The sequence below is a fragment of the Bacillus cereus group sp. N12 genome (assembly GCF_016483575.1).
In the GTDB taxonomy this organism is placed as follows: Bacteria; Bacillota; Bacilli; order Bacillales; family Bacillaceae_G; genus Bacillus_A; species Bacillus_A toyonensis.
Genome location: NZ_JAEHBO010000001.1, coordinates 61,448 through 86,502, shown reverse-complemented (window position 1 = coordinate 86,502; position 25,055 = coordinate 61,448). Strand labels below are relative to the sequence as shown.

Here is a 25,055-nt window from a genome sequence, read left to right as displayed (position 1 = left end):
GGATGAAATTTTCTGCGTTAGGGGATCAAGCAATTATTGTTACGTTTGGTGAAGAAATTAGGATGGATATATACGGAAAAGTGCAGCGATTATTTCAAGCGTTGAAACAACATCCATTTACAGGAATGGTTGAATGTGTGCCATCGTTTACTTCATTAGCAATTTATTATAATTTGTACGAAGTATGGATGCAAAATGAGAGAAGTGAAAGGTCATATGATTACGTTTGCCAATATATACAGGAGCTGTGTGATTCATATAAAGAAGAAGTGAACGAGAATGTGAAACATATTTCTATACCAGTTTGCTACGGAGGCGAATATGGGCCGGATTTAGAAGAGGTCGCACATTATCAAGGTTTGCAAGTAGAGGATGTTATTCGTATACATAGCGAAACAACATATTTTGTGTATATGTTAGGTTTCACACCAGGATTCCCATATTTAGGGGGATTATCAAAACAATTAGAAACACCTAGAAAAGAAACACCACGGTTACAAATTGCTCCTGGTTCGGTAGGGATTGGTGGAAAGCAAACAGGTATTTATCCGCTTGAAACACCGGGTGGATGGAATATTATCGGCCGAACACCGATTTCATTATTTAATCCAAGAGAAGAATCACCTACCTATATTCAAAGTGGTATGTATTTACGTTTTATCCCGGTAACAAGGGAAGAATACGTATCGCTAGAGGGGGCTAAAGAATGGATGTAGAGGTTTTACATGCGGGGATGCTTACAACAGTCCAAGATTTAGGACGATTTCATTATCAACAGTATGGTGTACCAGTTGGCGGTGCGATGGATAAAAATGCACTTAGGCTAATCAATATGTTAGTCGGTAATGAAGAAAATGAAGCAGGTTTAGAAATGACGATAATGGGACCTAAATTGTTACTAAAGAAAACGACTTTGCTCGCGATTGGCGGAGCGAATTTGGAACCGTTATTGAATGGAGAACGAATTCCGTTATGGCGTCCTATTTTAGCAGAAGAAGGCAGCATGCTTTGTTTTGGAAAAGCGAAACGTGGGTGCAGAGCATATGTAACATTTGCTGGTGGTATTCATATTGATCATACAATGGGAAGTAAAAGTACATATATGCGAGCTGCTATTGGCGGGATTGAAGGAAGGATGCTCAAAAAGGGTGACTATTTTCAAATTGGTACGCACGCAGAAATGGCGAGTCGTTTCATTCAGAACTTACAAAAGGAAGAGCGAATAAAAACAAAATGGGCAATTCGAAATAACGTCTTACCAAAATATAAGAAGCATCCTACGCTTCGCGTCATAACAGATTTTGAATATAATCAGTTTACAGAAAAAAGTAAAGAGTCATTTTTTATGAAAGAGTATAAAGTGTCCAATTATGCTGATCGCATGGGATATAGGTTTGATGGGGAAGTTTTAAATAGAGAAATAGAACAAGAAATTCTATCAAGTCCTGTTACATTTGGAACCATTCAAGTTCCAAATGGTGGGCAGCCTATTATATTAATGGCAGATAGGCAAACGACAGGTGGCTATCCGAGAATCGGAAATGTCATTTCAGTAGATTTACCTCTGCTTGCCCAGCTGAAACCAGGGGACTATGTAACTTTTGAAAAAGTTTCTATAGAAGAAGCGGAGCGATTGTACATAGAGCAGGAAGAAAATATGAAACTATTAAAGAAGTTCATCGCTTTACGAAGCTGAGAGTAGGAGGGAAATATCGTGACGACAATCGATTTGAATTGTGATCTAGGAGAAAGTTTTGGAGCTTATAAAATGGGGAATGATGATGAGATTCTTCCGTTCGTTTCCTCTATAAATGTTGCTTGTGGTTTTCATGCGGGTGATCCGATCGTTATGCGTCAAACAGTTGAAAAAGCTTTGAAACATAACGTAGCAATAGGGGCGCATCCTGGATTTCCTGATTTAATTGGATTTGGAAGAAGAAACATGAATGTTTCAGCAAGTGAAGTATATGATTACGTTTTATATCAAATTGGTGCATTAGACGGGTTTGTGAAAGCGGCAGGGGCGAAGATGCATCATGTGAAACCGCACGGTGCCCTATATAATATGGCGGCAACTGACCCAGCAATTGCAGATGCAATCGTAAAGGCAATTTCTCATATGAACCCGGATCTATTACTTTACGGATTAGCAAATAGCGAGGCGTTTATACAAGCTGCAGAAAAATATAAAGTAACATTCATGCAAGAAGTTTTTGCTGATCGTACGTATAAGCAAGATGGGACATTAACAAGTCGTACAGAAAAAAATGCACTTATAACAGATGAAGGCGAAGCGATAAAACAAGTGCTTCAAATGGTAAAAGAAGGATATGTAGAAACGGTGAATGGAGAGAAAGTAACAGTTCAGGCGCAAACAATTTGTTTGCATGGCGATGGAGAGAAAGCGGTACAATTTGCGGAGAGAATATACAGAACATTCGAACTTAATGGTGTTTCTATATGTGCACCGAAATAAAAAATGAGGGGAAGTGCTGGAAATGATTAAATTAATTGGGATACTACTTGTTGCAGTTGGCTTTCTATTTAGGTTAAATACACTATTAGTAGTAATGGTTGCAGGAATTGTTACTGGTATGGTTTCAGGATTAAGTTTTTATGACGTCATCAGCATGTTCGGTAAATTTTTTATAGAAAATAGATATATGTCTATGCCTATTATACTAACTTTACCTGTAATCGGAATTTTAGAGCGTTATGGTTTAAAAGAAAGAGCAGAAGCACTTATAACGAAATCAAAAGGGGCAACAACTGGAAGAGTATTAATGTCATATTTTACAATAAGAGAATCATCAGCGGCACTAGGGCTGAATATTGGTGGTCATGCGCAAACAGTAAGACCGCTCGTTGCACCAATGGCAGAAGGAGCGGCACAAGGTAAATACGGTAAACTTCCGGAAAAATTAAGAGAAAAGATTAAAGCAAACGCAGCTGCTGCGGAAAATACAGCTTGGTTTTTCGGAGAAGATATTTTTATCGCAACTGGTGCGATTTTATTAATGAAAGGATTCTTCGATTCAGTAGGTATGCATGTCGGAGTATGGGATATGGCGCTTTGGGGTATTCCAACAGCAATATCCGCACTAATCGTAAGTTGGATTAGATTCAGAAGGTTTGATAAATATATAGCGAAAACAATGAAGGCAGAAGGAAAACAAGAGAAGGAGGCTATATAAGATGAACATCATAACTATGGATACAATTTATTATGTATTAGGTATAATCGTTGCCTTTATCGCTGTGCGTATCGCATTCGATCGTGAACATCCAAACCGATTCGGTTCTAGCTTATTTTGGGCATTATTCGCAGTTACATTTTTATTCGGAAATGTAATACCTTCGTTTTACGTTGGGTGTATCGTGCTCGCTATGGTCGTGTTAGCTTCATTGAATAAAGTAACAAAATCTCAGGAGAAAGAAGTACCTGTACAAGAACGTGTGAAACATGCTGAGAAATTAAAAAATAAAATTTTCATGCCTGCACTTTTAATTCCTATTTTTACAATTATCGGTACGTTAACGTTAGGGAAAATCAAATGGGGAAATGTATCCCTTGTAGATCCAGATAAAGTAACGTTAGTTGCATTAGCGTTAGGAGCATTACTCGCATTCGTTGCGGCGATGCGTATTACAAAATCGAAAATAACGACGCCTGTTCAAGAAGGAAGTAGATTATTACAAGCTGTTGGTTGGGCAGTTATTTTACCACAAATGTTAGCAGCACTTGGCGGCATTTTTGCGAAGTCTGGTGTTGGACAAGTCGTTTCTGATTTAGTTGGAAAAGTGTTACCGACAGAATATCCATTCGTTGCTGTTATGGCGTACTGTTTAGGAATGATGCTTTTCACAGTTGTAATGGGGAATGCATTCGCAGCGTTTGCAGTAATCACTGGCGGAATCGGATTACCTTTAATTGTTCAAATGCACGGCGGGAATCCAGCGATTATGGCCGCACTCGGCATGTTTGCTGGATATTGCGGAACACTGCTTACGCCAATGGCAGCAAACTTTAATATCGTTCCAGCAATGCTTTTAGAGTTAAAAGATAAAAATGCTGTTATTAAAGCGCAAGTACCCATCGCGCTTTCAATCTTTATCATAAATATGTTTATTATGTACGGCTTAGTATATCGTTTCTAATTAGGAGGGAAAACGATGAAAACAGTATTATTAACAGGGTTCGATCCGTTCGGCGGAGAAAGTATCAATCCAGCTTGGGAAGTCGCAAAAAGTTTGCATGAAAAAACAATTGGAGAATACAAGATTATAAGTAAACAAGTTCCAACTGTATTTCATAAATCAATAAAAGTTTTAAAAGAATATATAGAAGAACTGTCGCCGGAAATGATTATATGTATCGGACAAGCTGGGGGTAGACCAGATATTACGATAGAGCGTGTCGCAATTAATATTGATGATGCAAGAATTGCTGACAATGAAGGGAATCAGCCGGTGGATGTACCGGTTGTTGAGGAAGGACCTGCTGCCTATTGGTCCACGCTCCCAATGAAAGCAATCGTAAAAAAACTTCGCGAAGAAGGCATACCGTCATCTGTTTCACAAACGGCAGGTACATTCGTTTGTAATCACTTATTCTATGGACTTATGCATGAACTAGAAAAATATGATATGCAAATAAAAGGCGGATTCATTCATATTCCGTTCTTACCAGAACAAGCGAGTAGCTATCCAGGGCAACCGAGTATGTCACTTTCTACTATTAGTAAAGGGATAGAGTTGGCAATCGAGGTAACAACGGAAGTAGAAGTAGATATTGTAGAAATTGGGGGCGCGACGCATTAAGTAAAATGAAATGTACAACACCTCCTGTAAACAACTGGTATAATAAGTATAGGAATATACATAGAGGTGATTTTTGTGCAATTTGAAGAAGTTCGTTCAATTTTAGAAAAAGCGAAGAAAATTACTGTATTAACAGGCGCAGGAGCCAGTACAGAAAGTGGCATCCCAGATTTCCGTTCAGCAAATGGGTTGTATGCTGATGCGAATGTGGAGATGTACTTATCGAGAGGGTACTATAACAGAAGTCCGAAAGAGTTTTGGAAGCATTATAAAGAAATATTTCAAATTAATACGTTTCATCAATATAAAGCTAATCGTGGACATCGCTTTTTAGCTGAGCTAGAAGAACAAGGGAAAGATATAACAATTTTAACGCAAAATATCGACGGTTTACATCAATTAGGTGGTAGTAAACATGTCATTGATTTACACGGAACACTTCAAACAGCACATTGTCCGAAGTGTAAAACGGGTTATGATTTACAATATATGATTGATCATGAAGTACCGCGCTGCGAGAAGTGTAATTTCATTTTAAATCCAGATGTTGTTTTATACGGAGATACACTGCCGCAATATCAAAATGCGATTACACGTTTATATGAAACAGATGTGTTTCTCGTTATGGGAACGTCATTAAAAGTACAGCCTGTCGCATCTTTCCCGGAAATTGCAAAGAGGGAAATTGGAGCAACAACCATTTTAGTAAATGAAGAGTTAACAGGGCAGGAATATAACTTTGATTTTGTTTTTCGACAAAAGATTGGTGAATTTGTTGAAGGGTTATCTTCAAATAAATAAGTTATCGTAAAAAAACTGAGGTGCAATGTATCTACCTCAGTTTTTTGTATTCATGATATTGTATTGTAAGGGGAATGGTAATAAATAGGATGCGAAATCCGAAAACTGAAAATTAAATCTTTTCTTTCTTTTGTAACTAATATAAAATTCTATATATATCATATAAATAAATTTGATACATAATGAGTTATCCCGTTATTTGCGAGCAGTAAGACTCCCATCTGAAAAATTCGGCACAGGCGAAGAAATTAGGTGGAAGATTAACCGCTTGTAAAAGCCCGATTGTTGTGGGCTAATAAACAGAGGACCACTCTGTTTAAAGTTTCAATTTATGCGTAGAAGTTAATAGAATGAAGCGAGGGAGCGAAATGAGACAGAACAAGGAGAAAAAGAAACAACCGAAAAAGAAAAAGACTCATATTCCATTTCGGTTAAATGTACTATTTTTTATCGTCTTTCTTTTATTTTCAGCTATTATTATTCAACTAGGTAAAGTGCAAATCATTGATGGAGAAACGTATCGAAATGAAGTGAATAAAAAGGAAGATGTGACGGTGAGTACGCCTGTTCCTAGAGGGAAAATGTTTGATCGAGAAGGCAAAGTAATTGTAAATAACAAACCACTACGAACCGTTACATATACGAAAATGAAAGGAGTAGACTCGAAAGAAGTTTTAAAAGTAGCGAGAGAGTTAGCAGGGCTAATTGAAATGTCGCAAGAGGATATGGATAAGTTAACAGAGACAGATAAAAAAGATTTTTGGATGCAGTTAAATGAAAAAAGGGCTGCAGAAAAAGTAACGAAAGCAGATGAGAGTAAATTTAGGAAGCAGGAAATAGAAGGGAAAGAATTAGATAAAAAAGTAGAAGAGTTGCGTCGGGAGAGAATTACACAAGAAGAATTAAAGGAGCTTTCAAAAGATGATTTAGAAGTATTAGCAATTAAAAGTAAAATGAATACGGGATATAAAATGACGCCGCAAATCGTTAAAAAAGATGTAAGTCAAAATGAATATGCAATCGTTAGTGAAAGATTAGCAAGCTTGCCGGGGGTAGATACGACAGTAGATTGGGAACGTGAATATCCAAATGATAAAATCCTTCGTTCTATACTTGGTAGCGTTTCTAATGAAAATGAGGGATTGCCAAGAGAACAATTAGAGTATTATTTAGTTCGTGATTACAACCGAAATGATCGTATTGGTAAGAGTTACATCGAAAAGCAATACGAAGATGCATTACATGGAATGAAAGAACAATCTAGAAATATTACAGATAAAGCAGGGAATATTATTCGGACTGAAAAAGTGACTGAAGGAAAAAGTGGAAATAACTTAATGTTAACGGTTGATATGGATTTGCAAAAAAAGGTAGAGGAAAGTCTTGAAAAAAATTTACGAGCGTTTCATTCTTCAGAACCGATGATGGATCGTGCTTTCGTTGTAATGATGAATCCGAAAAACGGTCAAATTTTATCAATGGCAGGAAAGAAAATTGTAAATAAAGATGGCGTGATGCAAATAGAAGACTACGCATTAGGGACGATGACAAGTTCCTATGAGTTAGGATCAACTGTGAAAGGGGCTACTTTATTATCTGGATACCAAGCAGAAGCGATTAAACCGTTTACGCATTTCTTTGATGCGCCAATGTACTTTAAAGGAAGTACTAAGCCGAAAAAATCATGGAAAGATTTTGGTGATATTGATGATTTAAGAGCTTTACAAGTTTCGTCGAACGTTTATATGTTTAATACAGCATTAAAAATGGCGGGGATTAATTATGTGCCAAACAATCCGTTAGATATTAAACAAGAGACATTTAATAAAATGCGTTACTATTTTAGACAATTTGGTTTAGGTGTATCGACTGGTATTGACTTGCCAAATGAATCAATTGGTCAAATGGGTAGAACTGATAATATACCAGGCTTTTTACTTGATTATGCAATTGGACAATATGATACATATACACCGCTACAGCTTGCTCAATATATTTCAACAATTGCAAATGGCGGTTACCGAATGAAACCACAAATTGTGCAAGAAATTAGAGAGCAGCCAAACCGCCCAGAGGATGTCGGAAAAGTTATTCGATCAATTGAACCGGTTGTTTTAAATCGAGTGGATATGGACACGTCATACATTAATCATGTAAAAGAAGGGTTTAGAAGAGTTTTTCAAGAAGCTGACGGAACAGGTACAGGAACGTTTAAAGGCTTACCGTATAAACCAGCTGGAAAAACAGGAACAGCTGAGACGGTATATGGTGGAGAAAGTGATATTGGAAGAGATGAGAACTATAACCGAAAAAAATGTTATAATTTAACTCTTGCCGGCTATGCGCCATATGATGCTGATCCGGAAGTAGCTTTTTCAGTTGTTGTACCATGGGTGAATAATGATAAATCAGGGGTTAATTCCGCGATTGGTAAAGAAATTTTGGATGCGTATTTTGACTTGAAAGCGAAAAGATCAAATGCAAATTCAGTCCCGGTAGAACAGCCGAACAAGGCCCAGTAAAAATAATATCACTGCACAGGAATATATTGTGCAGTGATATATTTTTTGAGTTATTTTATAAGGTGGGAATGGATATGAAAGAGGAGATTAAGAGAGGTTGGGGGAAGTACATACTATTTATACTTGTTATGGTAATAGCCTATCATTCTTTTACGTTATGTAAGGTAGAAGGGAAATCCATGCAGCCGACTTTAAATGAAGAAGACTACGTATTTGTAAATAAAGCAGCAGTACATTTTTCTAACATACAGCACGGGGAAATTGTCATTATTAAAGAAGAGGACGAATCGAAATATTATGTGAAAAGGGTAATAGGGCTACCTGGTGACGTAATTAACATAACGAATGGAACTGTATATGTAAATGATAAAAAACAAGTAGAGCCGTATACAAATAAAGATTTATTCAACAATACACAAGTATTTTACAATTTCCAAAAGACAAAGATTCCACCAAATAAGCTATTTGTCATGGGAGATAACCGTGAACTTAGTAGGGATAGTCGCAATGGCTTAGGATATATTGAAGAAGATAACGTGATAGGAAAAGTAGAATTTGTGTATTATCCTTTTTCAAAAATGAAAATTATAGAATAAGTGGGGAATTCATAAAGCCCCACTTATTAAAGTTTCACTTTATTTTCTTTAAAAAACCTTTTGGATTAAAAGATATGAAAAATTTATGTTTAGATTCATCGATTATGAAATTGTTATTTTTAGCTAAAAACTCTTCCACGGCTTCCATCGGGCCAGGGCCCCAATCTGGAAGGAGAGGATTTCCGTTAATACATGTATCCTCTACAATAATGTAACTACCAGTGGTTACAATAGATTTATAAAGTAAGAGTTCTTTTGATACATGTTCTTTACTATGATCAGAATCTAAAATAACTAAAATCACATCATCAGGTTTGCGCATACTTACTATTGTTTGGACGGCCTGCACAGAAACAGAAGATGCTGTTAAATACGTAATCCGATTATGTGATGGCCGATTTGGCTGCGGAGTTATATCGATAGTAAGTACGTGACCTTTTCCGATTAAATCTAACATAGAAGCTAAATACAGTGCACTACCACCATGAAAAGTCCCGCATTCAATAATTAAATCGGGCTTTAATTCATAAATGATTTCTTGATACAAAAAGAGATCAGAGGGAAGTTTGCAGATGGGAACACCGAACCAGTAGGTATCTTTTAACCAAACGTGGCTGTCGTAATACTGTTTTAAAAATTCACTGCTTGTAGTATCGATTTTAAATGCTCCTTTCTAAAAAGGATTCTTTCGTTTGACGTAAAGTATTTACGTATGAAAGTTGTACTATATATTATGTGATAAGGAATTGTAAGGCGAGTGTTTTCACTTGAAAATAAGCCAAATAACTCATGTGGAAAATCAATTGCTTACAAAAGAAGGTGTAATTGAAAGGAAATGATAGTATGTATACATACACAATTTGCTTCATTAGAAAAGGAAATAAAATACTCTTACTAAATAGAAATAAAAAGCCGAATATGGGAATGTGGAATGGTGTTGGGGGAAAAATTGAAGATAATGAAACGCCATATGAAGGAATAATTAGAGAAACGCTTGAGGAAACAGGCATAGGTCTTCCAAGTGTAACGTATAAAGGGAATGTGATTTTTAAAAGTAAGGACGAGCCTCGAGGTAGTGAAGGGATGTACGTATTCCTTGCTGATTTGCCAGAGGGAGTACAAATGGATACACCGTTAAGTACTGATGAAGGTATATTAGAGTGGAAGGAAATTGGATGGATATTAGATGAGAATAATAGAGGTGTAGTTAGTAATTTACCAAAATACTTACCGCTAATATTAACAGAAGAAAATATGTTAGAGCATATATTCACGTACGATAACCGGAATATTATTAATTACACAACTGCATTTTTGACAGAAGATGATGCGAACAAACGATATGAAAAACAACTCGTTTCTCAATAGAAGATAGGATGAAAAACTACACTTATACTTTAGTTGAAAAAATATATATGTTAGGTGATTACATGCTGAAAAAATATACTTTATTAGCCAAAGTTGTAACACAAACTTTCGTTACTTAAATTAAAACAAAAAAGAGATGGCATATCCATCTCTTTTTTGTTTTCGTATGCTCCATGATTAGTTGCGAATCGCTTTAATGATAAAGCGATGTTGCTTCACATCAAAATAGCCTTTTTGCAACATAATCTCATGTATGCGATATAATTCCTCATAATACCTTTCGACAGTAAAATCAGGAATTTGCCACGGAATCGCTTTTAAATAATAGACGATAGCGCCAATATCATAAAAGCGTTGAAGAGGGAATTCTTCCTTTGCATCTAAAATAGTAAATCCATTTTCCTTTAGCTCATTACAGGCAGTTTCGAGTGACCAACTTGCAAATTCGCTATTTAGTGGTGTGCCAAACTGCTTATTAAGTTCTGCGCAATCAAGACCACCAGCTTGTTGTGTAAGAAATATTCCATTAGGAGAAAGGATTCGGTTTACCTCAGAAGCAGCATAGGATTCATGTTGGTTCACAATTAAATCAAATTGAGCATCTTGAAGCGGTAGGGCATCATCATCCTTTACTTCTACAACAATAACCCCTAAAGGCTCTAATTTCTTTCGGGAAATTGGCACGTTTGGAGCGTAGCCCTCAGTAGCATAAATAGTTGGCGGGAACGGTTGTAACATAGATAAAAGCTCTCCACCGCCAGTGCCCATATCTAGCATTGATTTTGCGTGTTGTATAAGCTGGAAAGCAGTGCTACCGTACGACCACGATAAAGGCTCACTTTTCATTCGACCCGTTTCTGAAATGAAAGAAAAATCCCAGCCGCTAAAATTTGTATTTGCACTGTCTAATAAAGTTAAAAATAATGGATCACGTTTCATAATTGTACCCTCCTATTTTGTAAATGAATGATATGATGAGAAAAGTAAAAAGGAGGACCTCTTATAAAAGTGAAACGGATTTACGTTTCGTGTTCGAATAGATGCATATAAATTCGCTCCTTGCGAGAATGATTATTTATATATTCGGGATTTTTGAGTGGAATTCCTTTGAAATATAAAGAGAAGGTAGATATTTAATGAAAAATTGGATTGAGTTTACAGATAAAGAGTACGATCGAATTTGGGATAAAGTATATAGTGACTATGAATTTTCACCAAGTGTTTCAATATTTCCATCGTTTAAAGTACCAGGACCGTTTATCACATATGACATCTCTCATTATTTTGGAGAATCGGTAGATTTAAATGTATATGATGAACTTGAAGAAAAAGCATTAAAAGTTTTCAAAGAGAATACAGCATTGAATGAATATATGATGGCACTAGATTGGCAACATGAGTGTTATTGGGTAAATCCACACTTAGAGTTTGAAAGAAATGAATTTTATGAGTGGCGTATACCAATATTTCCGAATGGTGATTACTATTTCTTTATTCAGAAAGACTTTAAGTGGGGGTATTTAGGCCATCCTTGGGAGAAGAGTATAACGATATTTGGAAAAGAAATAATAGAGAGTTTTAAACAAAATAAACCGGAAATGTTTCAAAATATTTTAAGGCAGGGATAATGTTTTAAAGAGAAAAAACGCTTATACTTCATTCTTGAAGCATAAGCGTTTTTGTTTTGGCCGTTTTCATTTAAAAATACTTAAAAATAAAAATCTTTTGGTAAAGTACCATTTTTTATCACCGTTCTTAACCCATGTTTTATAATCCAAGGGTTAACAGGATGCTGTTTATCACGTAATTGCTGCAACCATTGAAAAACGAGTTCTTTATCTTCCTTCGTAATATCGTTAATATGATTGGCTACAGATTTTTGAACATACTTAGAAGGGTCATTCATTAATGGTTCAAGAAGCTGTAAATTGTTCTTAAAGTTACCTTTTAGAGCTCCTGTTTTTTTTGCCCAAGGAAGTCTTGGTCTTGTACCTTCAGAAATTAGTCTCCTAATGTGGCTGTTTTCGTCATGAATCCACTGTTGTAAAATATTTAGTGTGTCTTCATGGTACGTTTCAAGAAAAGGCCGAATGGCATATTCAGCAGTATTCCTTTTTGTTATTTCATACATTGCATGGAATGAGGAGTCAAAATCGTTAAGCCCATATTTTTCAACGTATTTTGCGATAGGCATGTACATATAGCCGTTTGTAAATGTACCTACTTCTGTTGTATTTTCTGGTCCCAATGTTTTCAGTAATATATGTATTGCTTCATTAAAATCTTTTTGTAAAGCATTGTGTAATTCATCTGCTATTACTTCAATCCGTTGCTTTAACTCTAAACCTTCAACTTTACATGTTACGGAGGCTATAAAGTTTTTTTTAGAGAAAGTAGAATCGTGTTTACAAATAGAATCAGCCATTTTTTCTGCTAATTCATCATTAAATAAAAATTTTAATGGAACGTATTTACCCATTTTTCCACCTCATTGATCAGTTGAAAATAATTTTTATTTTTTAATCGACAATCCATAAACTAACGTCTCACTAGGAGTCGTAATACTAAAACCAGTCGTCTTATAATCAAGTTTCACTGTATCACCAGTGTAATCTTTCATGAATGAGTCCATTTGTACAATAAGCATTTCATCCTCATATACAATATCATCTGCATTGTATGTATCCCAAACTAAATCAACATCAACGAAAATGCTACAAGAGTTTGTCATTGTTCCTCTAATGCGAATGATCTTTTTATCTTCACGTTCTAATCTATGTATAGCTGCCTTTGCTTCATCAGTAATACGAATGTTCATTGTATCCCAACCTTTATTTTTATTTCTTTTATTATTGCAAAAACAAAAGAAATAGGGAAGTAAAGAGAATTGTAAAAAAAACGAGCAAACAAAATTGTTTGCTCGCTCTACTTTATTTTAGTTCACATTTATCAAGTGGAATCACTTTTGTTTTCTTTGTAAATTTATATCCTAACCATAGTACTAAGAAGAGCGGTAAACCGATGTAAGAAACGAGTACGCCGTTCCAATCGATTGATTCACCCATAAATGCGCCGTAGTTTTGTCCTAAAATTACGATGACGCAAAGTGTAAATGCGAAGATTGGACCGAATGGGAACCATTTTGCTCTATATGGTAAGTCTTTTAAATCTTTTCCTTGTGCGATATATGCTTTACGGAAGCGGTAATGACTAATTGCAATACCAACCCATGCGATAAAGCCAGACATACCAGAAGCGTTTAATAACCAAATATATACAACACCGTCACCGAATAAAGAAGCGATGAAAGCGACGCTACCAACTACTGATGTTGCGATTAGAGCGTTAACAGGTACACCACGGCTATCTAATTTGCCTAAAAACTTCGGTGCTTTTCCTTGACGAGCTAAATCCCAAAGCATACGAGTTGATGCGTACATGCCAGAGTTACCAGCAGATAAAACTGCCGTTAAAATAACAGCGTTCATAACAGAAGCAGCAAAGGCAACGCCCGCTTTTTCAAATACAAGTGTAAATGGACTTACTGTAACATCACTTGCTGCAAGACTTTCAGTTGTATAAGGAATTAATAAACCGATAACGAGAATTGCAAGGATATAGAATAAAAGAATGCGCCAAAAGATCGAACGAATTGCTTTTGGGATATTGCGTTCTGGATCAGACGTTTCACCAGCAGCTACACCTAATAATTCAGTTCCTTGGAAGGAGAAACCAGCAGCCATAAATACACCGATAATTGCCATGATACCGCCGTTAAATGGAGCATCTGCAACAGTGAAGTTTTTAAAGCCGACAGATTCGCCGCCCATAATTCCAAAAATCATCATGAAGCCGACAACTAAGAAGATAATAATAGTAACTACTTTAATAAGTGCGAACCAATATTCAGATTCACCAAAACCTTTAACAGATAAATAGTTTAAGAGAAAAATAATAGCTAAGCATAATCCACTCCAAATGAGGGAAGGGGTATCAGGGAACCAAAATTTCATAATTAATGTTACGGCCGCTAGTTCTGCCGCAATTGTAATCGCCCAGTTATACCAATAGTTCCATCCAAGTGCAAAGCCAAGTGATGGATCAACAAATTTTGTTGCATACGTGCTAAAAGATCCAGTAACAGGCATGTAAGCTGCAAGTTCAGCTAAGCTTGTCATTAAGAAATACACCATAATTCCAATTGCGGCGTATGCGATTAGTGCACCGCCAGGACCAGCTGAATGGATTACACCACCGCTGGCAAGAAATAGTCCGGTACCGATTGTACCACCGAGAGAAATCATCGTAAGGTGACGAGATTTTAATCCGCGTTTTAATTCACCTTGTCCTTGTGTAGTTTGCGTTTTAGAGGTAGATTGATTTGTTGCGCTATTCATGTTCAACACTCCTTTTCTTGTAGGTTAGGAAGGAGCGGGGGAGAAAAATACAAAAAACCGCCAAAGGAATTAGGCGGAACGTTTCACAAATAACCACCCCATCATACCCTTCCGTTAAGATAGCACCCCACGTTTACACGGTAATTTTGTAAACGTGACAGTTCTGTTCCTTTCGGAGACAGCCCCAGCTCATACTTCCAGAGAAGAAATACAAACTTCGGCAACTTTTCCTTTCAAACGGAGTCAGTGACATTCTCTGTGTCTCGTCCGTTTTACTTTTAAAAGTCGCAACCTCTACCTCATCGGATTGATGAGGATTTATATATTGCTAAGATATTTAATATATGGCAATTGTAATGAGTTTCTGAATATATTGCAAGGAATTTTGTTAGGAAAAGTCAAAAAATATCGGTTATTGTATAGGAAACGCTTGCATAACTCCACCCGAACCTACTATTATGTAGCAATAAACAAAGAAAAAATTGTTATACAAATGTTTCGCAAAAAATAATGAAAAACCCTTTAAAATTAAAAGAAAATTCAGAAAATATAATTCGACATAACGATTGAAGGGTATCACTTCTTTTATTTTGTTCTAAAGAAAAAACATATGTGCAAATAAAAAGAGTGAATATTCTTTCTTTTTGTAGTAAAATTGAAGTACTGTTTAATTAAAAAGGGGACATCGTTATGAAATTAGAAACAGAAAGATTACATATTATCCCGTGTACGGAAGAATGGGTTCAGATTGCGAAGAATCAAGGATACAATAGCGGCCCGCATATTGCAGGGCATGTAGAAAATATAAAACAAGATAAGGATTTATTACCGTGGGGTGCGTGGTATGTCATTCGAAAAGAAGATAACATCGTACTAGGGGATATAGGATTTAAAGGGAAACCGAACGAGAAACGTACAGTAGAAATTGGTTACGGTTTTATTGAGAAATATTGGAATAAAGGGTATGCTACAGAATCTGTAGATGAATTAATAAAGTGGGCTTTCCAGACAGGAAAGGTAGATACAATTATTGCGGAGACACTCTTTGAAAATGGTAGTTCGATTCGTGTATTAGAGAAATTACATATGAAGAGAGTAGATACAACAGATACGATGATTAATTGGAAAATAGAAAAATAAAAAATACCGCTCGATATAGTTCGAGCGGTATTTTTTATCATTATGGTAGCATTTGTTTTTGATCTTTCGGATAGCCGCCTGTTGATGCGTTAGAACGATTGGAATGATTACGGACAGCAATGAAAATAGAAATAATAACGACAAGACCAACTGCCACGTAAGAAAGTGAAATAATAGTTGGATCCACTTTAAATGTTGTAAGTAGTGTACGAATATTCGTAAAGATAATAAGGCCACCAACTAATACCCCAAGTAAATGAGGTGGAACGATACGTACTAACCATGCGGCAATTGGAGCTGCGACAATACCGCCAAGCATTAAGGCGAATACCCAAACCCAGCTTACTTGTTCCCAGCCAAGTGAGATGAAGAAACCAATTGTTGCAGCGAGCGAAACAGGAAACTCACTCGTATCTACAGATCCAATAACTTTTCTAGCTTCATTTCCTCTTGCTAGCAGTACAGGTGTCGTAATTGGACCCCAGCCACCGCCACCAGTTGAATCGACGAATCCAGCGAATAAGCCGAGTGGCACAAGTTGTTTGGCAGACATGCGCTTTTTGGAAGTAACAATTTGTTTTTGAATAATGAATCGTAATAAAATATAAACGCCTAAAGTGAATAAAAATATTGAAATGTACGGTTTAATCACATCGCCAGGTAAATTACTTAAAAAACATGCCCCAACAAATGCCCCAATTGCTCCGGGTAATGTTAATCTGGAAACTGTATATTTATCAACGTTTCCAAATTTGATGTGCGATGCACCAGAAGCTGCGGTTGTAACGACTTCAGCTAAGTGAACAGATGCGGATGCTACAGCTGGTGCAATACCAAACATTAATAATAGTGAGGTAGATGTTACCCCATACGCCATTCCAAGTGCCCCATCAATCAATTGAGCGAAAAATCCAATAATAGCAAAGACAATTAATTTCTGCATAAATAATCCCCCTGTAATAATAAATGAAAAAAGCACTTTTCCCGTATGAGAAAAGTGCCTTTGGTTTTTCCAATCAGCAATAATTAAATTTGTTTCATTATAATACATATTAATCATATAAATCAACTAGGTTTTTAAGTTTTTTGAATTGAATGAAAGAAAAATAAAATATACAATAAAAGGATGGAGAGAAAGGGGAGAAAGACATGTTACGATTTGATCATCTTGTTCACGCAGTGCCTTGTACACCGGAGGAAGCAGCAAAACAAATGCAAGAGCGTGGATTTCATACTGTATTAGGCGGAGAGCATACTACTTGGGGAACTTGGAATAGTTTATGTTATTTTGATTTATCATACATAGAATTTTTAGCTGTGCAGCATGAAGAAAAAGCGAAAGAAGCAGAAAATCCATTAGTACAAGAAACGGTGGTGAAATTACAAAATGGAGAAGGAATGCTACAAATTGCAATTCGAACAGATGCAATTGAAGAACTAGCAGTTAAGTTTAGTAAGCATGGCTTACATACGATAGGGCCATTTGAAGGGAAACGTATGAGAAAAGATGGCCGGCTTTTAGAATGGAAAATGTTATTTGTAAAGCAAGAAGAAAGCGGGCCGAGATTACCTTTTTTTATACAGTGGAATGAAACCGATGAAGAAAGAAGAAACGACTTACGCAACATAGGGACGATCACGGAACATAAAAACAAAGTGCAACACATTGAAGTGATCCATTATGCAGTGAAAAATGTTCGAGACACAGTGCGAAAGTGGAAAGAAGTAATGGGGCTAACTGCAAGTTCAGTCACAAAAAATGAAAAATGGAATGCTGAGTGCCAAAGTGTAGCGTTTGGTGACATTCATGTACAGTTTTGTGAACCGATTGGGGAAGGGCTAGTGAAAGAACAGTTGATTAGGAATGGTGAATATCCTTTTGCAGTGGAGTTTAAAGGGGAGAATAAACGAGAGTATGAAGTGTTAGGTAGTTTGTACATATATGAATAGAGGGGATGTTTTGGAAGAAATAGTAAGAGAGATAGAAAGAAAACTAGAATGGCCCTGTATTGTAAAATGTATAGCCATTACAAAAGGTTTTTCGCATGAGGAGAAATATAAAATTGAACTAGAGAATCGTGAAACGTATTTTGTAAAAGTGTGTGATTCTGCTAATTATGAACGAAAACTAGAAGAATATACGTATATGAAACAAATAGAGTTATTACATATTCCAACGCCCAAGTTAATTCATTTTATAAAACTTGAAGAATTAAATAAATGTGTTCAAGTATTTGAATGGATTGACGGAGTAAATGGTGAAGAGAGCTTACGGAAGTTATCGGTGGAAGAACAGTATGATGTAGGAAGAAAAGCAGGAGAAGTATTAAGGAGAATTCACTCAATTGAAAGAGAAAGTGCAAGTAATAAATGGGAAACATTTAGATGGAATAAATACGAAAGATACATAGAGGCACTAGCAGACTACGAGGTGAATTTTCTGGATTTGAAGCCAGTATTAACCTTTGTAGAAAACCATAAAGACTTATTAAAAAATCGTCTAATCACACTTTTACACGATGATTTCCATCCAGCAAATAGTATGATTCATAACAAGGAGTTTATCGTTATCGATTTTGGTGGATATGATTTTGGCGATCCAATACACGATTTTTATAATGTAGCGATTTTTACTACAAGAATAAGCAAACCATTTGCGGTTGGACAAGTTCACGGTTATTGCGGAGGCGAACCGTCACTTCACTTTTGGCAGCTGTACTCCTTATATGCAGCAATGACATTCCCAGCTGATATCGTTTGGACAAACCGAAGCACACCGCACCTAGTAGATGATATGAAGGAAAGACTAAATGGAATTTTAGAAGAACATAATCATTTTTCGTCCTATGTTCCAAGATGGTATCAATCCTATCATATGGATATAATGAAAAATAAATAACGGAGGGATTCATTTGGATAAAATAGCGGTAATTTCAGATATTCATGGTAATATTCCGGCATTAGAATCTGTGCTGAAAGATATTAAATTAAGAGGAATCGAGCGCATTATTTGTCTTGGAGATTTAGTAGGAAAAGGCCCTCATTCAAGCGAAGTAATTGAAATCATTCGTAAAGAATGCGAAGGCGTTGTAATGGGGAATTGGGATGATTTCATTACAAAACCGACTGAATTTGAAGCATTAAAATGGCATCAAAAACAATTATCAGAAGAACAAAATGACTATTTAAGAAGCTTACCATTTTCGATCGAATTTTTTATGAGCGGAAAACTCATTCGTATGTTTCACGCTTCACCGAGAAGTTTATATGAAAGAATTCAACCACACGCTTCAAGAGAAGAACGTATTAGTATGTTCGAAAATAGTGATCTGACGGAAAATATAGAAGGGGAAAGAAAACCAGATGTCGTTTGCTATGGTGACGTTCACCAAGCGTTCGTTCAAAATTTCAGAGGGAAAACGTTATGTAACGCTGGTAGTGTAGGAAATCCTCTTGAAATTACACAAGCATCCTATTTAATCTTTGAAGGAACGTACAATGAAAAAGAAGCCGCAAGCTTTTCTATTCAACTCGTACGTGTACCGTATGATATTGAATTAGCTATCAGGCTAGCAGAAGAACTCGATATGCCAGACCTTGAAGAATATAAACAGGAGTTACGGACTGCTTTGTATCGAGGGTTTAAGGGAAAGTAAGCCAATCATCATATATCAACGATTCGAGAAAGGATATCGACTTACCGACAAAAAAGTGACATGAATTGTTACTCGTAATTATGTTATGTAAACAAATTGCAGGAGGAGATATCATGAACCGAAAACAACGAATCACAGAAATTGCAGATCACATATTAAAGCTAAACTTAACTCATCCAATAAGAGTTGGAGTAAGTGGTATTACAGCATCAGGAAAAACAACATTTGCAAACGAACTAGCGGAAGAAATAAAAAAACGAGGATTACCAGTAACACGCGCCAGCATTGATGATTTTCATAATCCAAGAGTGATTCGTTATGCAAAAGGAAAAGAATCTGCAAGAGGGTATTATGAAGATGCACACGATTATACAGCTTTCAAAGAAAGATTATTAATGCCTTTAGGACCTAACGGGAATTTACAGTATGAAACGATTTCTCATAATTTAAAAACGGACCTACCTGTACAAAACGCGCCGCTAGTGGCCCCGCCAAATATGGTGTTAATAGTAGATGGAACATTTTTATTGAAAAAAGACGTTGAACATCTATTTGATTATACAATTTTTATAGATACAGATTTTGAGATTGCGAGAAAACGTGGTGCTAAGTGGGAAACTGAAGCTTTTGGAAGTTATGAAGAAGCAGAGAAAATGTTTTTGAACAGGTATCATGCAGCTTGTAAAATGTATATAGATGAGCATAATCCGAAAGAGTGTGCGGATGTTATATTTCAGAATAGTGATTTAGGAAATCCAGAAATTATATTTCATGAAAGAGCGTAATACATAATCAGAAATATATGTATAGTCTTTTGTTTATTGTTATAATTAAATTAATTTTATGAAGCAAATAAAAGGGGATAAGACAATAAAAAACGCAAAAAGGGGACAAGAAATATAATGAATGAAGTACTAGAACTAAAAGAAGAACTACTACAAATTAAAAATAACAATTATGCTGTACCAGAAGACGTAGATGCATATCCATATGCACAGTGGATGCTAGATTATATCGGATCACAGGATGCTGAACTGCGCGATGATTTGATATATAGTACGCTTCACAAATGGATTACAAATGATGTGTTTAGACAAAAAGAATTACGGGGATTAATGCTGCAAGCAATTAGCCCTGATTATTTATTTTATAAAATTGGTGAAAAGGGAACAGACTCTGTTTTTAAACGAGCATTCTCCGTATTAATTCCACCACTTATTTTATCTGTTCATGAAAGAGAACCACTGTTATCTGAAGAACAACTGTACAGTGTGGCAGAACAAGTGCTGGAATATGTATATTTAGAAGAAGATGTAAGAGGCTACGTAGAAGGAAAAGGCTGGGCACACTCTACTGCACATGCAGCAGATGCGCTCGATGCTTTAGCGCGTACAATCCAAAATCGTGAGTTCTCATATGCAATACTAGCTGCCGTTCGTCAGAAGGTACGCTTACATGACTACGTATACATTCACTTTGAGGATGAGAGATTAGTAGCACCAATTATGTCGTTACGTAACCAAAATCTTTTAACTGAAGAAGAGTGGAGCAACTGGTTACATAGTATAGCAACTGTTGAAGACATCCGACATCCGCAGCATGCTATTTTAGTACAAAATATTAGAGCTTTCTTAAGAAGTTTATATTTCATAGCTTTAGAGAAAGAGGGAAGCACTGCCTTTACAGATGATATATTGGAGACTTTAAAGGAAGCACGTAGGTATTAAAAAGGTCCATACTTAGAAAAAATAAGTAGATATTAATATTGAAAAATTTATTAGAACTTTATTTTTACATTGTACCCTTTCAGTATAGGCTGAAAGGGGTGTTAAATGAAAAAAATATTGAAGATAGGAAAGATAATATTTTTTGTTTGTATTAGTATGATTTTTCTTGGAACTGGCGCTGTATTCATATATCATAACTATCAATTAAAAATGGAATCGAAATTAATGAACAATAAAGGTGAACTTATTAATTTCAATAATAAAAAAGTGAATGTTTATTATGAGGGGAGCGGGGAGGAGACGTTTGTATTTATGGCCGGATCTGGAATTGCCGCTCCTGTGTATGAATTGAAAGGCTTATATAGTGAATTTTCAAAAGAAAACAAGATTTCTGTAATTGAGAGAGCTGGTTATGGATACAGTGATGTTTTTCAAGATGATAGAGATATTGATATGATACTAGAACAAACGAGAGAAGCGCTTATTCGAAGTGGAAATAAACCACCATACATTTTAGTACCACACTCTCTATCGGGAATAGAGGCTATTTATTGGGCACAAAAATATCCAAATGAAGTAAAAGGGATTATTGCGTTAGATATTGGTTTACCTAAACAGTACGTAACTCATAAAATAGGCATGGTTGATTCATTAAAAATAAAAGGAATAAATATTTTAACGAAAATTGGTTTTCAGAGATTAGTTCCCTCTATCACTTATAATCCTGAAGTCATTAGGCAATCCTTTTTAAACGAACAGGAAAAAGATATTTATAAAGCGCTTACATACAAGAGGGCTTTTAATGATGATATGAAGCAAGAGCTTTTACAAAGCTACAATAACGGTAAAAAATCAAATTCCTTATCAATCCCAAAAGAAACACCTATTTTATTTATAGATGCGATTGCTAGGCAATATAAAGATTCGAAGTATACAAAGCAAAAAAACGAAGATTATAAGGAGTTTGCTAGCAAGTTATTAATAGCTGATGTAAAAATAATTGAAGGTACGCATAGTATTTATTTATACGCTCCTGATGAAATATACAAATTTGCTATGGATTTTATTAATAATAAAGTAGTGAAGAACTAAGCTATTGTTATTTTAGCGACGAAAGGTCTATACATAATGAAAGTATATAACATATTAATTGTTGAAGACGATTTGATTATAGGAGATTTATTACAAAAAATTTTGCAACGCGAGAAGTATAATGTGTATTGGGAGAAAGAGGGAAGGAAAGTTCTTGATGTAATTCATGACATAGATTTAGTCATAATGGATGTTATGTTACCAGGCGAAGATGGTTATCAAATTACAAAGAAAATAAAAAATCTAGGACTAAATATTCCAATTATATTTCTATCAGCTAGGAATGATATGGATAGTAAACTAAAAGGTTTGACTATTGGAGAAGAATACATGATAAAACCTTTTGATCCTAGAGAGTTGCTGTTAAGGATTCAGAAAATGTTAGATAATCAATATGGTACTTTCGCGCAAATTAACCATTTATTTATAGATGCAGAATATAAAAGAGTTTTCATAAATGGTTTGCGTGATGAAGTTGCTTTTACTGCAATTGAGCGTAAAATATTCTTCTATTTATATGAAAATAGAGATAGAATTCTAACAAAAGAACATTTCTTTGATTACTTATGGCAACTTGAAGATAGAAATCAAAATATCATGAACGTACATATAAAAAAAATTAGGGCCAAAATCGATGATAAAACAGGTGATATTATTCAAAATATTTATGGAGAAGGGTATAGACTAAATACCTATATGAAGAAATGAACTTAAAGAAAAAATATCAGTTACTACTATTCTCCGCTATTGTTAGCGTACCTCTGTTATTGTTGTCGATTAGTATTTTTGTATCAGTTATTTATAATGTTGCCTTTAAAACTAAAAATAAGAACATTCCTTTTCACGAATCCTTTGCATATCCTACTATGTTAATCATATTTTTATTATCACTATTAGTATTAGCTTTTGTATTTTCAAAATCGATAAACTCATTATTAAATAAAATTAATGTATTAAATCAAACGATTCGAGATTTAGCTAGTGATAAAAAAATCCCTAATATAATAGATGTCAAAAGTGATGATGAGATGGGAGAACTGATTAGGTCAGTAAACCTGCTTATAGAAAGAACAACTTATCGAGAATTAGAACTACAACAACAGGAACAAATAAAAAAAGAGCTATTAAATAAATTACGGCATGATATTAATACACCCTTAACTGCAGTTAGATTACAATTATATTATTTAGAAGGCGAATACGAAGCACAAGCGCCAGTACTTGAATCACTGTATGAGCAGATACAATATATAAGTGATTTAACTAACGAATTTAATATTCAATCTACAGAGACCTTAGAGAATACTTATATTGTGAATGATGAAGTGAATATACATAATTTAATAGAAAATATGATTAAAAAATGGAGCTATTTGTATAGCATTCATAAAATTGAATTAGTATATAATTCACAAGATAAAGAGTTGACATGGAATAGTAATGAGTTATGGATTCAAAGGCTATTTGATAACATTTTTCAAAATGTCCTTAAACATTCACAAGCTAAAAAACTTGAGATCCTCATAGACAATGATATTGTTTCCTTTAGAGATAACGGGGTTGGGTTTGATATGAATAGTAAAGGAACGGGACTCGGTTTGAAAAATATTGAAGATATATCAAAGATGTTCGATATAAAATACACTTTACAATCAAATAGTGAGGGGACTATGTTTTCATTTGAAAACACTTAAGTTTAAAACAAATTACATAAAACCAATACTTCCCAACCATACTAATAAAATGTGTTGGAGGTGAGTTTTATGGATAAAAAAGACTTTGAAAAAGTTTATAATGAATACTTACACCAAGGGGAAGAGCAAGCTCAATTAGAAGTAGCTCAGGAAGTTGATTCAGGAGCAGAACAAATTGTTGCCGTTCGTAAAAATGATGATGGGGATTTAATTGCCTTTAAAACAAGTAGCGGGAGAGAGTTAGATTATATTACTGCTCTTGATGAAGCAAAATCAGGAAAGCTAGCTCATGTGGACGTATTTCATAAGTATGGTAGAGATATTATACGTAGTGAACCGGATGGTCTAAAGGAAAATAACTTAGATAATTTACCATCATTTTAAACGGGTAAACTCCAAGAAGAGAATGTTCATTTTGATATTCTCTTCTTTTTTTTACAAAGCTTTCCCTACAAATAGAAGGTTCATTTCTAAAGTGAAATTATACTTTTAAAGAGCTCTCTAAATTTCTCTTTATCTTCTGCTGTAAATGGTTTTGGCCCCTTTGTGCGCTTGCCGCTTTTTCGAACCATTGCACTTAAATAACGTGTTTGTAACAATTGGTCAATGTTTTCATTCGTATACTTGTAACCTTTATGGTGTAGAACGATACAGCCTTTTGCTAAAGCGAGCGAAGCAAGACCGTAATCTTGCGTTACGATTAAATCTTCTTTTTTTGCTAACTGCATAATCCGGTAATCCGCAGCATCTGCTCCGGAATCAACATAAATTGTTTCCACACCTGCTGGCTGCTTAGCATTAGAATAATGAGAAAAGCTAGTAACGAGGGTTACAGGGATTTCTGCATTCGTAGCTTCAAAAATAATTACATCTTTTACAGGACAAGCATCTGCATCAACGTAAATTTTCATTATTATCACTCCTATAAATAGGTTCGTGTTGATAATAATGGTAGAATTAGGTTTTGTCAAACGAGTAATATCTTCCGCAATTTAATACGTATGTATTTTTATAAGATAAACGAATATTTCGAACTAAATAACGAATGTACTATAGATTTTAATAAGTGGTTATATGTAGTGATGTGAAAATTTCTTAATACGAAAGTATTAGGAAGTTTTATTTGAATTTCATTCTGCGGATTGATTTTTAATAGCGTTTATTTGGATAAAATAGCGATTGAATATATATAAATAAAATGTATTTTAAATTAGAGGATCATTTCATGTTACTGCTCTATG

At 35.1% G+C, this 25,055-nt stretch carries 28 protein-coding genes and 1 riboswitch; of the genes, 21 read left to right on the top strand and 7 right to left on the bottom strand.

All coding sequences use genetic code 11. The features are described 5' to 3' along the window. Positions 1–2: 2 nt before the first annotated feature. From pxpB to lepB, 9 genes are all read left to right on the top strand, one after another. A complete protein-coding gene (gene pxpB, locus JDS92_RS00450; RefSeq protein WP_087970891.1) occupies positions 3–716 on the top strand; it encodes a 5-oxoprolinase subunit PxpB in 714 nt (237 codons plus the stop codon). After that, positions 707–1,696, top strand: coding sequence for a 5-oxoprolinase subunit C family protein (locus JDS92_RS00445; RefSeq protein WP_097959351.1), 990 nt, complete (start codon positions 707–709; stop codon positions 1,694–1,696). Before pxpB ends, JDS92_RS00445 begins: the two co-directional genes overlap by 10 nt. 18 nt (positions 1,697–1,714) lie before the next feature. Further along, the gene (gene pxpA / locus JDS92_RS00440; protein WP_070173412.1) at positions 1,715–2,476 is read left to right on the top strand and encodes a 5-oxoprolinase subunit PxpA; all 762 of its coding nucleotides are present in this window, start codon (positions 1,715–1,717) and stop codon (positions 2,474–2,476) included. A gap of 22 nt (positions 2,477–2,498) precedes the next feature. Then, positions 2,499–3,194 carry a DUF969 domain-containing protein gene (locus JDS92_RS00435; protein ID WP_000593386.1) on the top strand — a complete coding sequence of 232 codons (696 nt, stop codon included), beginning with the start codon at positions 2,499–2,501 and terminating at the stop codon, positions 3,192–3,194. A 1-nt stretch (position 3,195) separates the two neighbouring features. After that, positions 3,196–4,158: a DUF979 domain-containing protein gene (locus JDS92_RS00430; protein WP_001021667.1), complete on the top strand. Its 963-nt coding sequence runs from the start codon at positions 3,196–3,198 to the stop codon at positions 4,156–4,158. A gap of 15 nt (positions 4,159–4,173) precedes the next feature. Then, positions 4,174–4,821, top strand: coding sequence for a pyroglutamyl-peptidase I (gene pcp, locus JDS92_RS00425; protein ID WP_097959353.1), 648 nt, complete (start codon positions 4,174–4,176; stop codon positions 4,819–4,821). 75 nt (positions 4,822–4,896) lie between these two features. Further along, positions 4,897–5,622, top strand: coding sequence for an NAD-dependent protein deacylase (locus tag JDS92_RS00420; protein WP_001159146.1), 726 nt, complete (start codon positions 4,897–4,899; stop codon positions 5,620–5,622). Between the two features lie 368 nt (positions 5,623–5,990). Next, the gene (locus JDS92_RS00415; protein ID WP_002093621.1) at positions 5,991–8,144 is read left to right on the top strand and encodes a peptidoglycan D,D-transpeptidase FtsI family protein; all 2,154 of its coding nucleotides are present in this window, start codon (positions 5,991–5,993) and stop codon (positions 8,142–8,144) included. A gap of 74 nt (positions 8,145–8,218) precedes the next feature. Further along, positions 8,219–8,740: a signal peptidase I gene (gene lepB / locus JDS92_RS00410; protein ID WP_000656825.1), complete on the top strand. Its 522-nt coding sequence runs from the start codon at positions 8,219–8,221 to the stop codon at positions 8,738–8,740. Between the two features lie 34 nt (positions 8,741–8,774). Here the strand turns inward: lepB and JDS92_RS00405 are convergent, their stop codons facing one another. Next, positions 8,775–9,398, bottom strand: coding sequence for a cephalosporin hydroxylase family protein (locus JDS92_RS00405; protein ID WP_073990597.1), 624 nt, complete (start codon positions 9,396–9,398; stop codon positions 8,775–8,777). A 167-nt stretch (positions 9,399–9,565) separates the two neighbouring features. On the opposite strand from JDS92_RS00405, the gene JDS92_RS00400 reads away from it, so the two are divergent. Then, positions 9,566–10,108 (top strand): NUDIX hydrolase, encoded by a 543-nt coding sequence (locus JDS92_RS00400; protein ID WP_140154104.1) that lies wholly within the window; start codon positions 9,566–9,568, stop codon positions 10,106–10,108. Positions 10,109–10,285: 177 nt separating this feature from the next. Here the strand turns inward: JDS92_RS00400 and JDS92_RS00395 are convergent, their stop codons facing one another. Continuing rightward, positions 10,286–11,047 (bottom strand): class I SAM-dependent methyltransferase, encoded by a 762-nt coding sequence (locus JDS92_RS00395; protein ID WP_000817560.1) that lies wholly within the window; start codon positions 11,045–11,047, stop codon positions 10,286–10,288. 197 nt (positions 11,048–11,244) lie between these two features. On the opposite strand from JDS92_RS00395, the gene JDS92_RS00390 reads away from it, so the two are divergent. Beyond that, positions 11,245–11,736, top strand: coding sequence for a DUF2716 domain-containing protein (locus tag JDS92_RS00390; RefSeq protein ID WP_000800378.1), 492 nt, complete (start codon positions 11,245–11,247; stop codon positions 11,734–11,736). An 80-nt stretch (positions 11,737–11,816) separates the two neighbouring features. On the opposite strand, the gene JDS92_RS00385 is transcribed toward JDS92_RS00390, so the two are convergent. From JDS92_RS00385 to JDS92_RS00375, 3 genes are all read right to left on the bottom strand, one after another. Beyond that, the gene (locus JDS92_RS00385; RefSeq protein ID WP_000521685.1) at positions 11,817–12,587 is read right to left on the bottom strand and encodes a DNA alkylation repair protein; all 771 of its coding nucleotides are present in this window, start codon (positions 12,585–12,587) and stop codon (positions 11,817–11,819) included. 33 nt (positions 12,588–12,620) lie between these two features. After that, positions 12,621–12,926, bottom strand: a complete 306-nt coding sequence (locus JDS92_RS00380) for an iron-sulfur cluster biosynthesis family protein (RefSeq protein WP_097959355.1) — start codon at positions 12,924–12,926, stop codon at positions 12,621–12,623. A 112-nt stretch (positions 12,927–13,038) separates the two neighbouring features. Further along, positions 13,039–14,505: an amino acid permease gene (locus JDS92_RS00375; protein ID WP_001083390.1), complete on the bottom strand. Its 1,467-nt coding sequence runs from the start codon at positions 14,503–14,505 to the stop codon at positions 13,039–13,041. 112 nt (positions 14,506–14,617) lie between these two features. After that, positions 14,618–14,810, bottom strand: a riboswitch (Lysine riboswitch). Between the two features lie 385 nt (positions 14,811–15,195). On the opposite strand from JDS92_RS00375, the gene JDS92_RS00370 reads away from it, so the two are divergent. Beyond that, positions 15,196–15,645 (top strand): GNAT family N-acetyltransferase, encoded by a 450-nt coding sequence (locus JDS92_RS00370; protein WP_000764584.1) that lies wholly within the window; start codon positions 15,196–15,198, stop codon positions 15,643–15,645. Positions 15,646–15,685: 40 nt separating this feature from the next. On the opposite strand, the gene JDS92_RS00365 is transcribed toward JDS92_RS00370, so the two are convergent. Next, entirely contained in the window at positions 15,686–16,696 is a 1,011-nt protein-coding gene (locus JDS92_RS00365; protein ID WP_043323018.1) for a sulfite exporter TauE/SafE family protein, read from the bottom strand. A 98-nt stretch (positions 16,697–16,794) separates the two neighbouring features. Here JDS92_RS00365 and JDS92_RS00360 point away from each other — a divergent pair, with 98 nt between their 5' ends. The 9 genes from JDS92_RS00360 to JDS92_RS00320 all read left to right on the top strand — a co-directional run bounded on the left by JDS92_RS00360 (position 16,795) and on the right by JDS92_RS00320 (position 24,198). After that, positions 16,795–17,595, top strand: a complete 801-nt coding sequence (locus JDS92_RS00360; protein ID WP_098911269.1) for a VOC family protein — start codon at positions 16,795–16,797, stop codon at positions 17,593–17,595. Between the two features lie 10 nt (positions 17,596–17,605). Continuing rightward, positions 17,606–18,544, top strand: a complete 939-nt coding sequence (locus JDS92_RS00355; RefSeq protein WP_098911299.1) for an aminoglycoside phosphotransferase family protein — start codon at positions 17,606–17,608, stop codon at positions 18,542–18,544. A gap of 13 nt (positions 18,545–18,557) precedes the next feature. Beyond that, positions 18,558–19,301 carry a metallophosphoesterase family protein gene (locus JDS92_RS00350; protein WP_098711463.1) on the top strand — a complete coding sequence of 248 codons (744 nt, stop codon included), beginning with the start codon at positions 18,558–18,560 and terminating at the stop codon, positions 19,299–19,301. Between the two features lie 113 nt (positions 19,302–19,414). Then, on the top strand, positions 19,415–20,086 hold the full coding sequence (locus JDS92_RS00345; RefSeq protein ID WP_098911270.1) for a nucleoside/nucleotide kinase family protein: 672 nt from the start codon (positions 19,415–19,417) through the stop codon (positions 20,084–20,086). A gap of 117 nt (positions 20,087–20,203) precedes the next feature. Beyond that, positions 20,204–21,028: a DUF2785 domain-containing protein gene (locus tag JDS92_RS00340; RefSeq protein WP_098911271.1), complete on the top strand. Its 825-nt coding sequence runs from the start codon at positions 20,204–20,206 to the stop codon at positions 21,026–21,028. A gap of 105 nt (positions 21,029–21,133) precedes the next feature. Further along, entirely contained in the window at positions 21,134–22,120 is a 987-nt protein-coding gene (locus tag JDS92_RS00335) for an alpha/beta fold hydrolase (protein ID WP_199631333.1), read from the top strand. Between the two features lie 36 nt (positions 22,121–22,156). Continuing rightward, positions 22,157–22,828, top strand: a complete 672-nt coding sequence (locus JDS92_RS00330; RefSeq protein WP_098711466.1) for a response regulator transcription factor — start codon at positions 22,157–22,159, stop codon at positions 22,826–22,828. Beyond that, complete coding sequence (locus JDS92_RS00325) at positions 22,825–23,814, top strand: sensor histidine kinase (RefSeq protein WP_098711467.1); 990 nt, start codon at positions 22,825–22,827, stop codon at positions 23,812–23,814. Before JDS92_RS00330 ends, JDS92_RS00325 begins: the two co-directional genes overlap by 4 nt. A 69-nt stretch (positions 23,815–23,883) precedes the next feature. Then, the gene (locus tag JDS92_RS00320; protein WP_098711468.1) at positions 23,884–24,198 is read left to right on the top strand and encodes a DUF3892 domain-containing protein; all 315 of its coding nucleotides are present in this window, start codon (positions 23,884–23,886) and stop codon (positions 24,196–24,198) included. 86 nt (positions 24,199–24,284) lie between these two features. Here the strand turns inward: JDS92_RS00320 and JDS92_RS00315 are convergent, their stop codons facing one another. Beyond that, complete coding sequence (locus JDS92_RS00315) at positions 24,285–24,725, bottom strand: YaiI/YqxD family protein (protein WP_000708767.1); 441 nt, start codon at positions 24,723–24,725, stop codon at positions 24,285–24,287. Positions 24,726–25,055: the final 330 nt, after the last annotated feature.

Coding starts and splice junctions, on each gene's coding strand:
- JDS92_RS00380 (WP_097959355.1), bottom strand. CDS start 12,926: ATGAACATTCGTATTACTGATGAAGCAAAGGCAGCTATACATAGATTA.
- JDS92_RS00390 (WP_000800378.1), top strand. CDS start 11,245: ATGAAAAATTGGATTGAGTTTACAGATAAAGAGTACGATCGAATTTGG.
- JDS92_RS00435 (WP_000593386.1), top strand. CDS start 2,499: ATGATTAAATTAATTGGGATACTACTTGTTGCAGTTGGCTTTCTATTT.
- JDS92_RS00335 (WP_199631333.1), top strand. CDS start 21,134: ATGAAAAAAATATTGAAGATAGGAAAGATAATATTTTTTGTTTGTATT.
- JDS92_RS00395 (WP_000817560.1), bottom strand. CDS start 11,047: ATGAAACGTGATCCATTATTTTTAACTTTATTAGACAGTGCAAATACA.
- JDS92_RS00340 (WP_098911271.1), top strand. CDS start 20,204: ATGAATGAAGTACTAGAACTAAAAGAAGAACTACTACAAATTAAAAAT.
- JDS92_RS00385 (WP_000521685.1), bottom strand. CDS start 12,587: ATGGGTAAATACGTTCCATTAAAATTTTTATTTAATGATGAATTAGCA.
- JDS92_RS00445 (WP_097959351.1), top strand. CDS start 707: ATGGATGTAGAGGTTTTACATGCGGGGATGCTTACAACAGTCCAAGAT.
- JDS92_RS00315 (WP_000708767.1), bottom strand. CDS start 24,725: ATGAAAATTTACGTTGATGCAGATGCTTGTCCTGTAAAAGATGTAATT.
- JDS92_RS00430 (WP_001021667.1), top strand. CDS start 3,196: ATGAACATCATAACTATGGATACAATTTATTATGTATTAGGTATAATC.
- JDS92_RS00325 (WP_098711467.1), top strand. CDS start 22,825: ATGAACTTAAAGAAAAAATATCAGTTACTACTATTCTCCGCTATTGTT.
- pcp (WP_097959353.1), top strand. CDS start 4,174: ATGAAAACAGTATTATTAACAGGGTTCGATCCGTTCGGCGGAGAAAGT.
- lepB (WP_000656825.1), top strand. CDS start 8,219: ATGAAAGAGGAGATTAAGAGAGGTTGGGGGAAGTACATACTATTTATA.
- JDS92_RS00370 (WP_000764584.1), top strand. CDS start 15,196: ATGAAATTAGAAACAGAAAGATTACATATTATCCCGTGTACGGAAGAA.
- JDS92_RS00360 (WP_098911269.1), top strand. CDS start 16,795: ATGTTACGATTTGATCATCTTGTTCACGCAGTGCCTTGTACACCGGAG.
- JDS92_RS00320 (WP_098711468.1), top strand. CDS start 23,884: ATGGATAAAAAAGACTTTGAAAAAGTTTATAATGAATACTTACACCAA.
- pxpB (WP_087970891.1), top strand. CDS start 3: ATGAAATTTTCTGCGTTAGGGGATCAAGCAATTATTGTTACGTTTGGT.
- JDS92_RS00375 (WP_001083390.1), bottom strand. CDS start 14,505: ATGAATAGCGCAACAAATCAATCTACCTCTAAAACGCAAACTACACAA.
- JDS92_RS00345 (WP_098911270.1), top strand. CDS start 19,415: ATGAACCGAAAACAACGAATCACAGAAATTGCAGATCACATATTAAAG.
- JDS92_RS00330 (WP_098711466.1), top strand. CDS start 22,157: ATGAAAGTATATAACATATTAATTGTTGAAGACGATTTGATTATAGGA.
- JDS92_RS00365 (WP_043323018.1), bottom strand. CDS start 16,696: ATGTATTATAATGAAACAAATTTAATTATTGCTGATTGGAAAAACCAA.
- JDS92_RS00415 (WP_002093621.1), top strand. CDS start 5,991: ATGAGACAGAACAAGGAGAAAAAGAAACAACCGAAAAAGAAAAAGACT.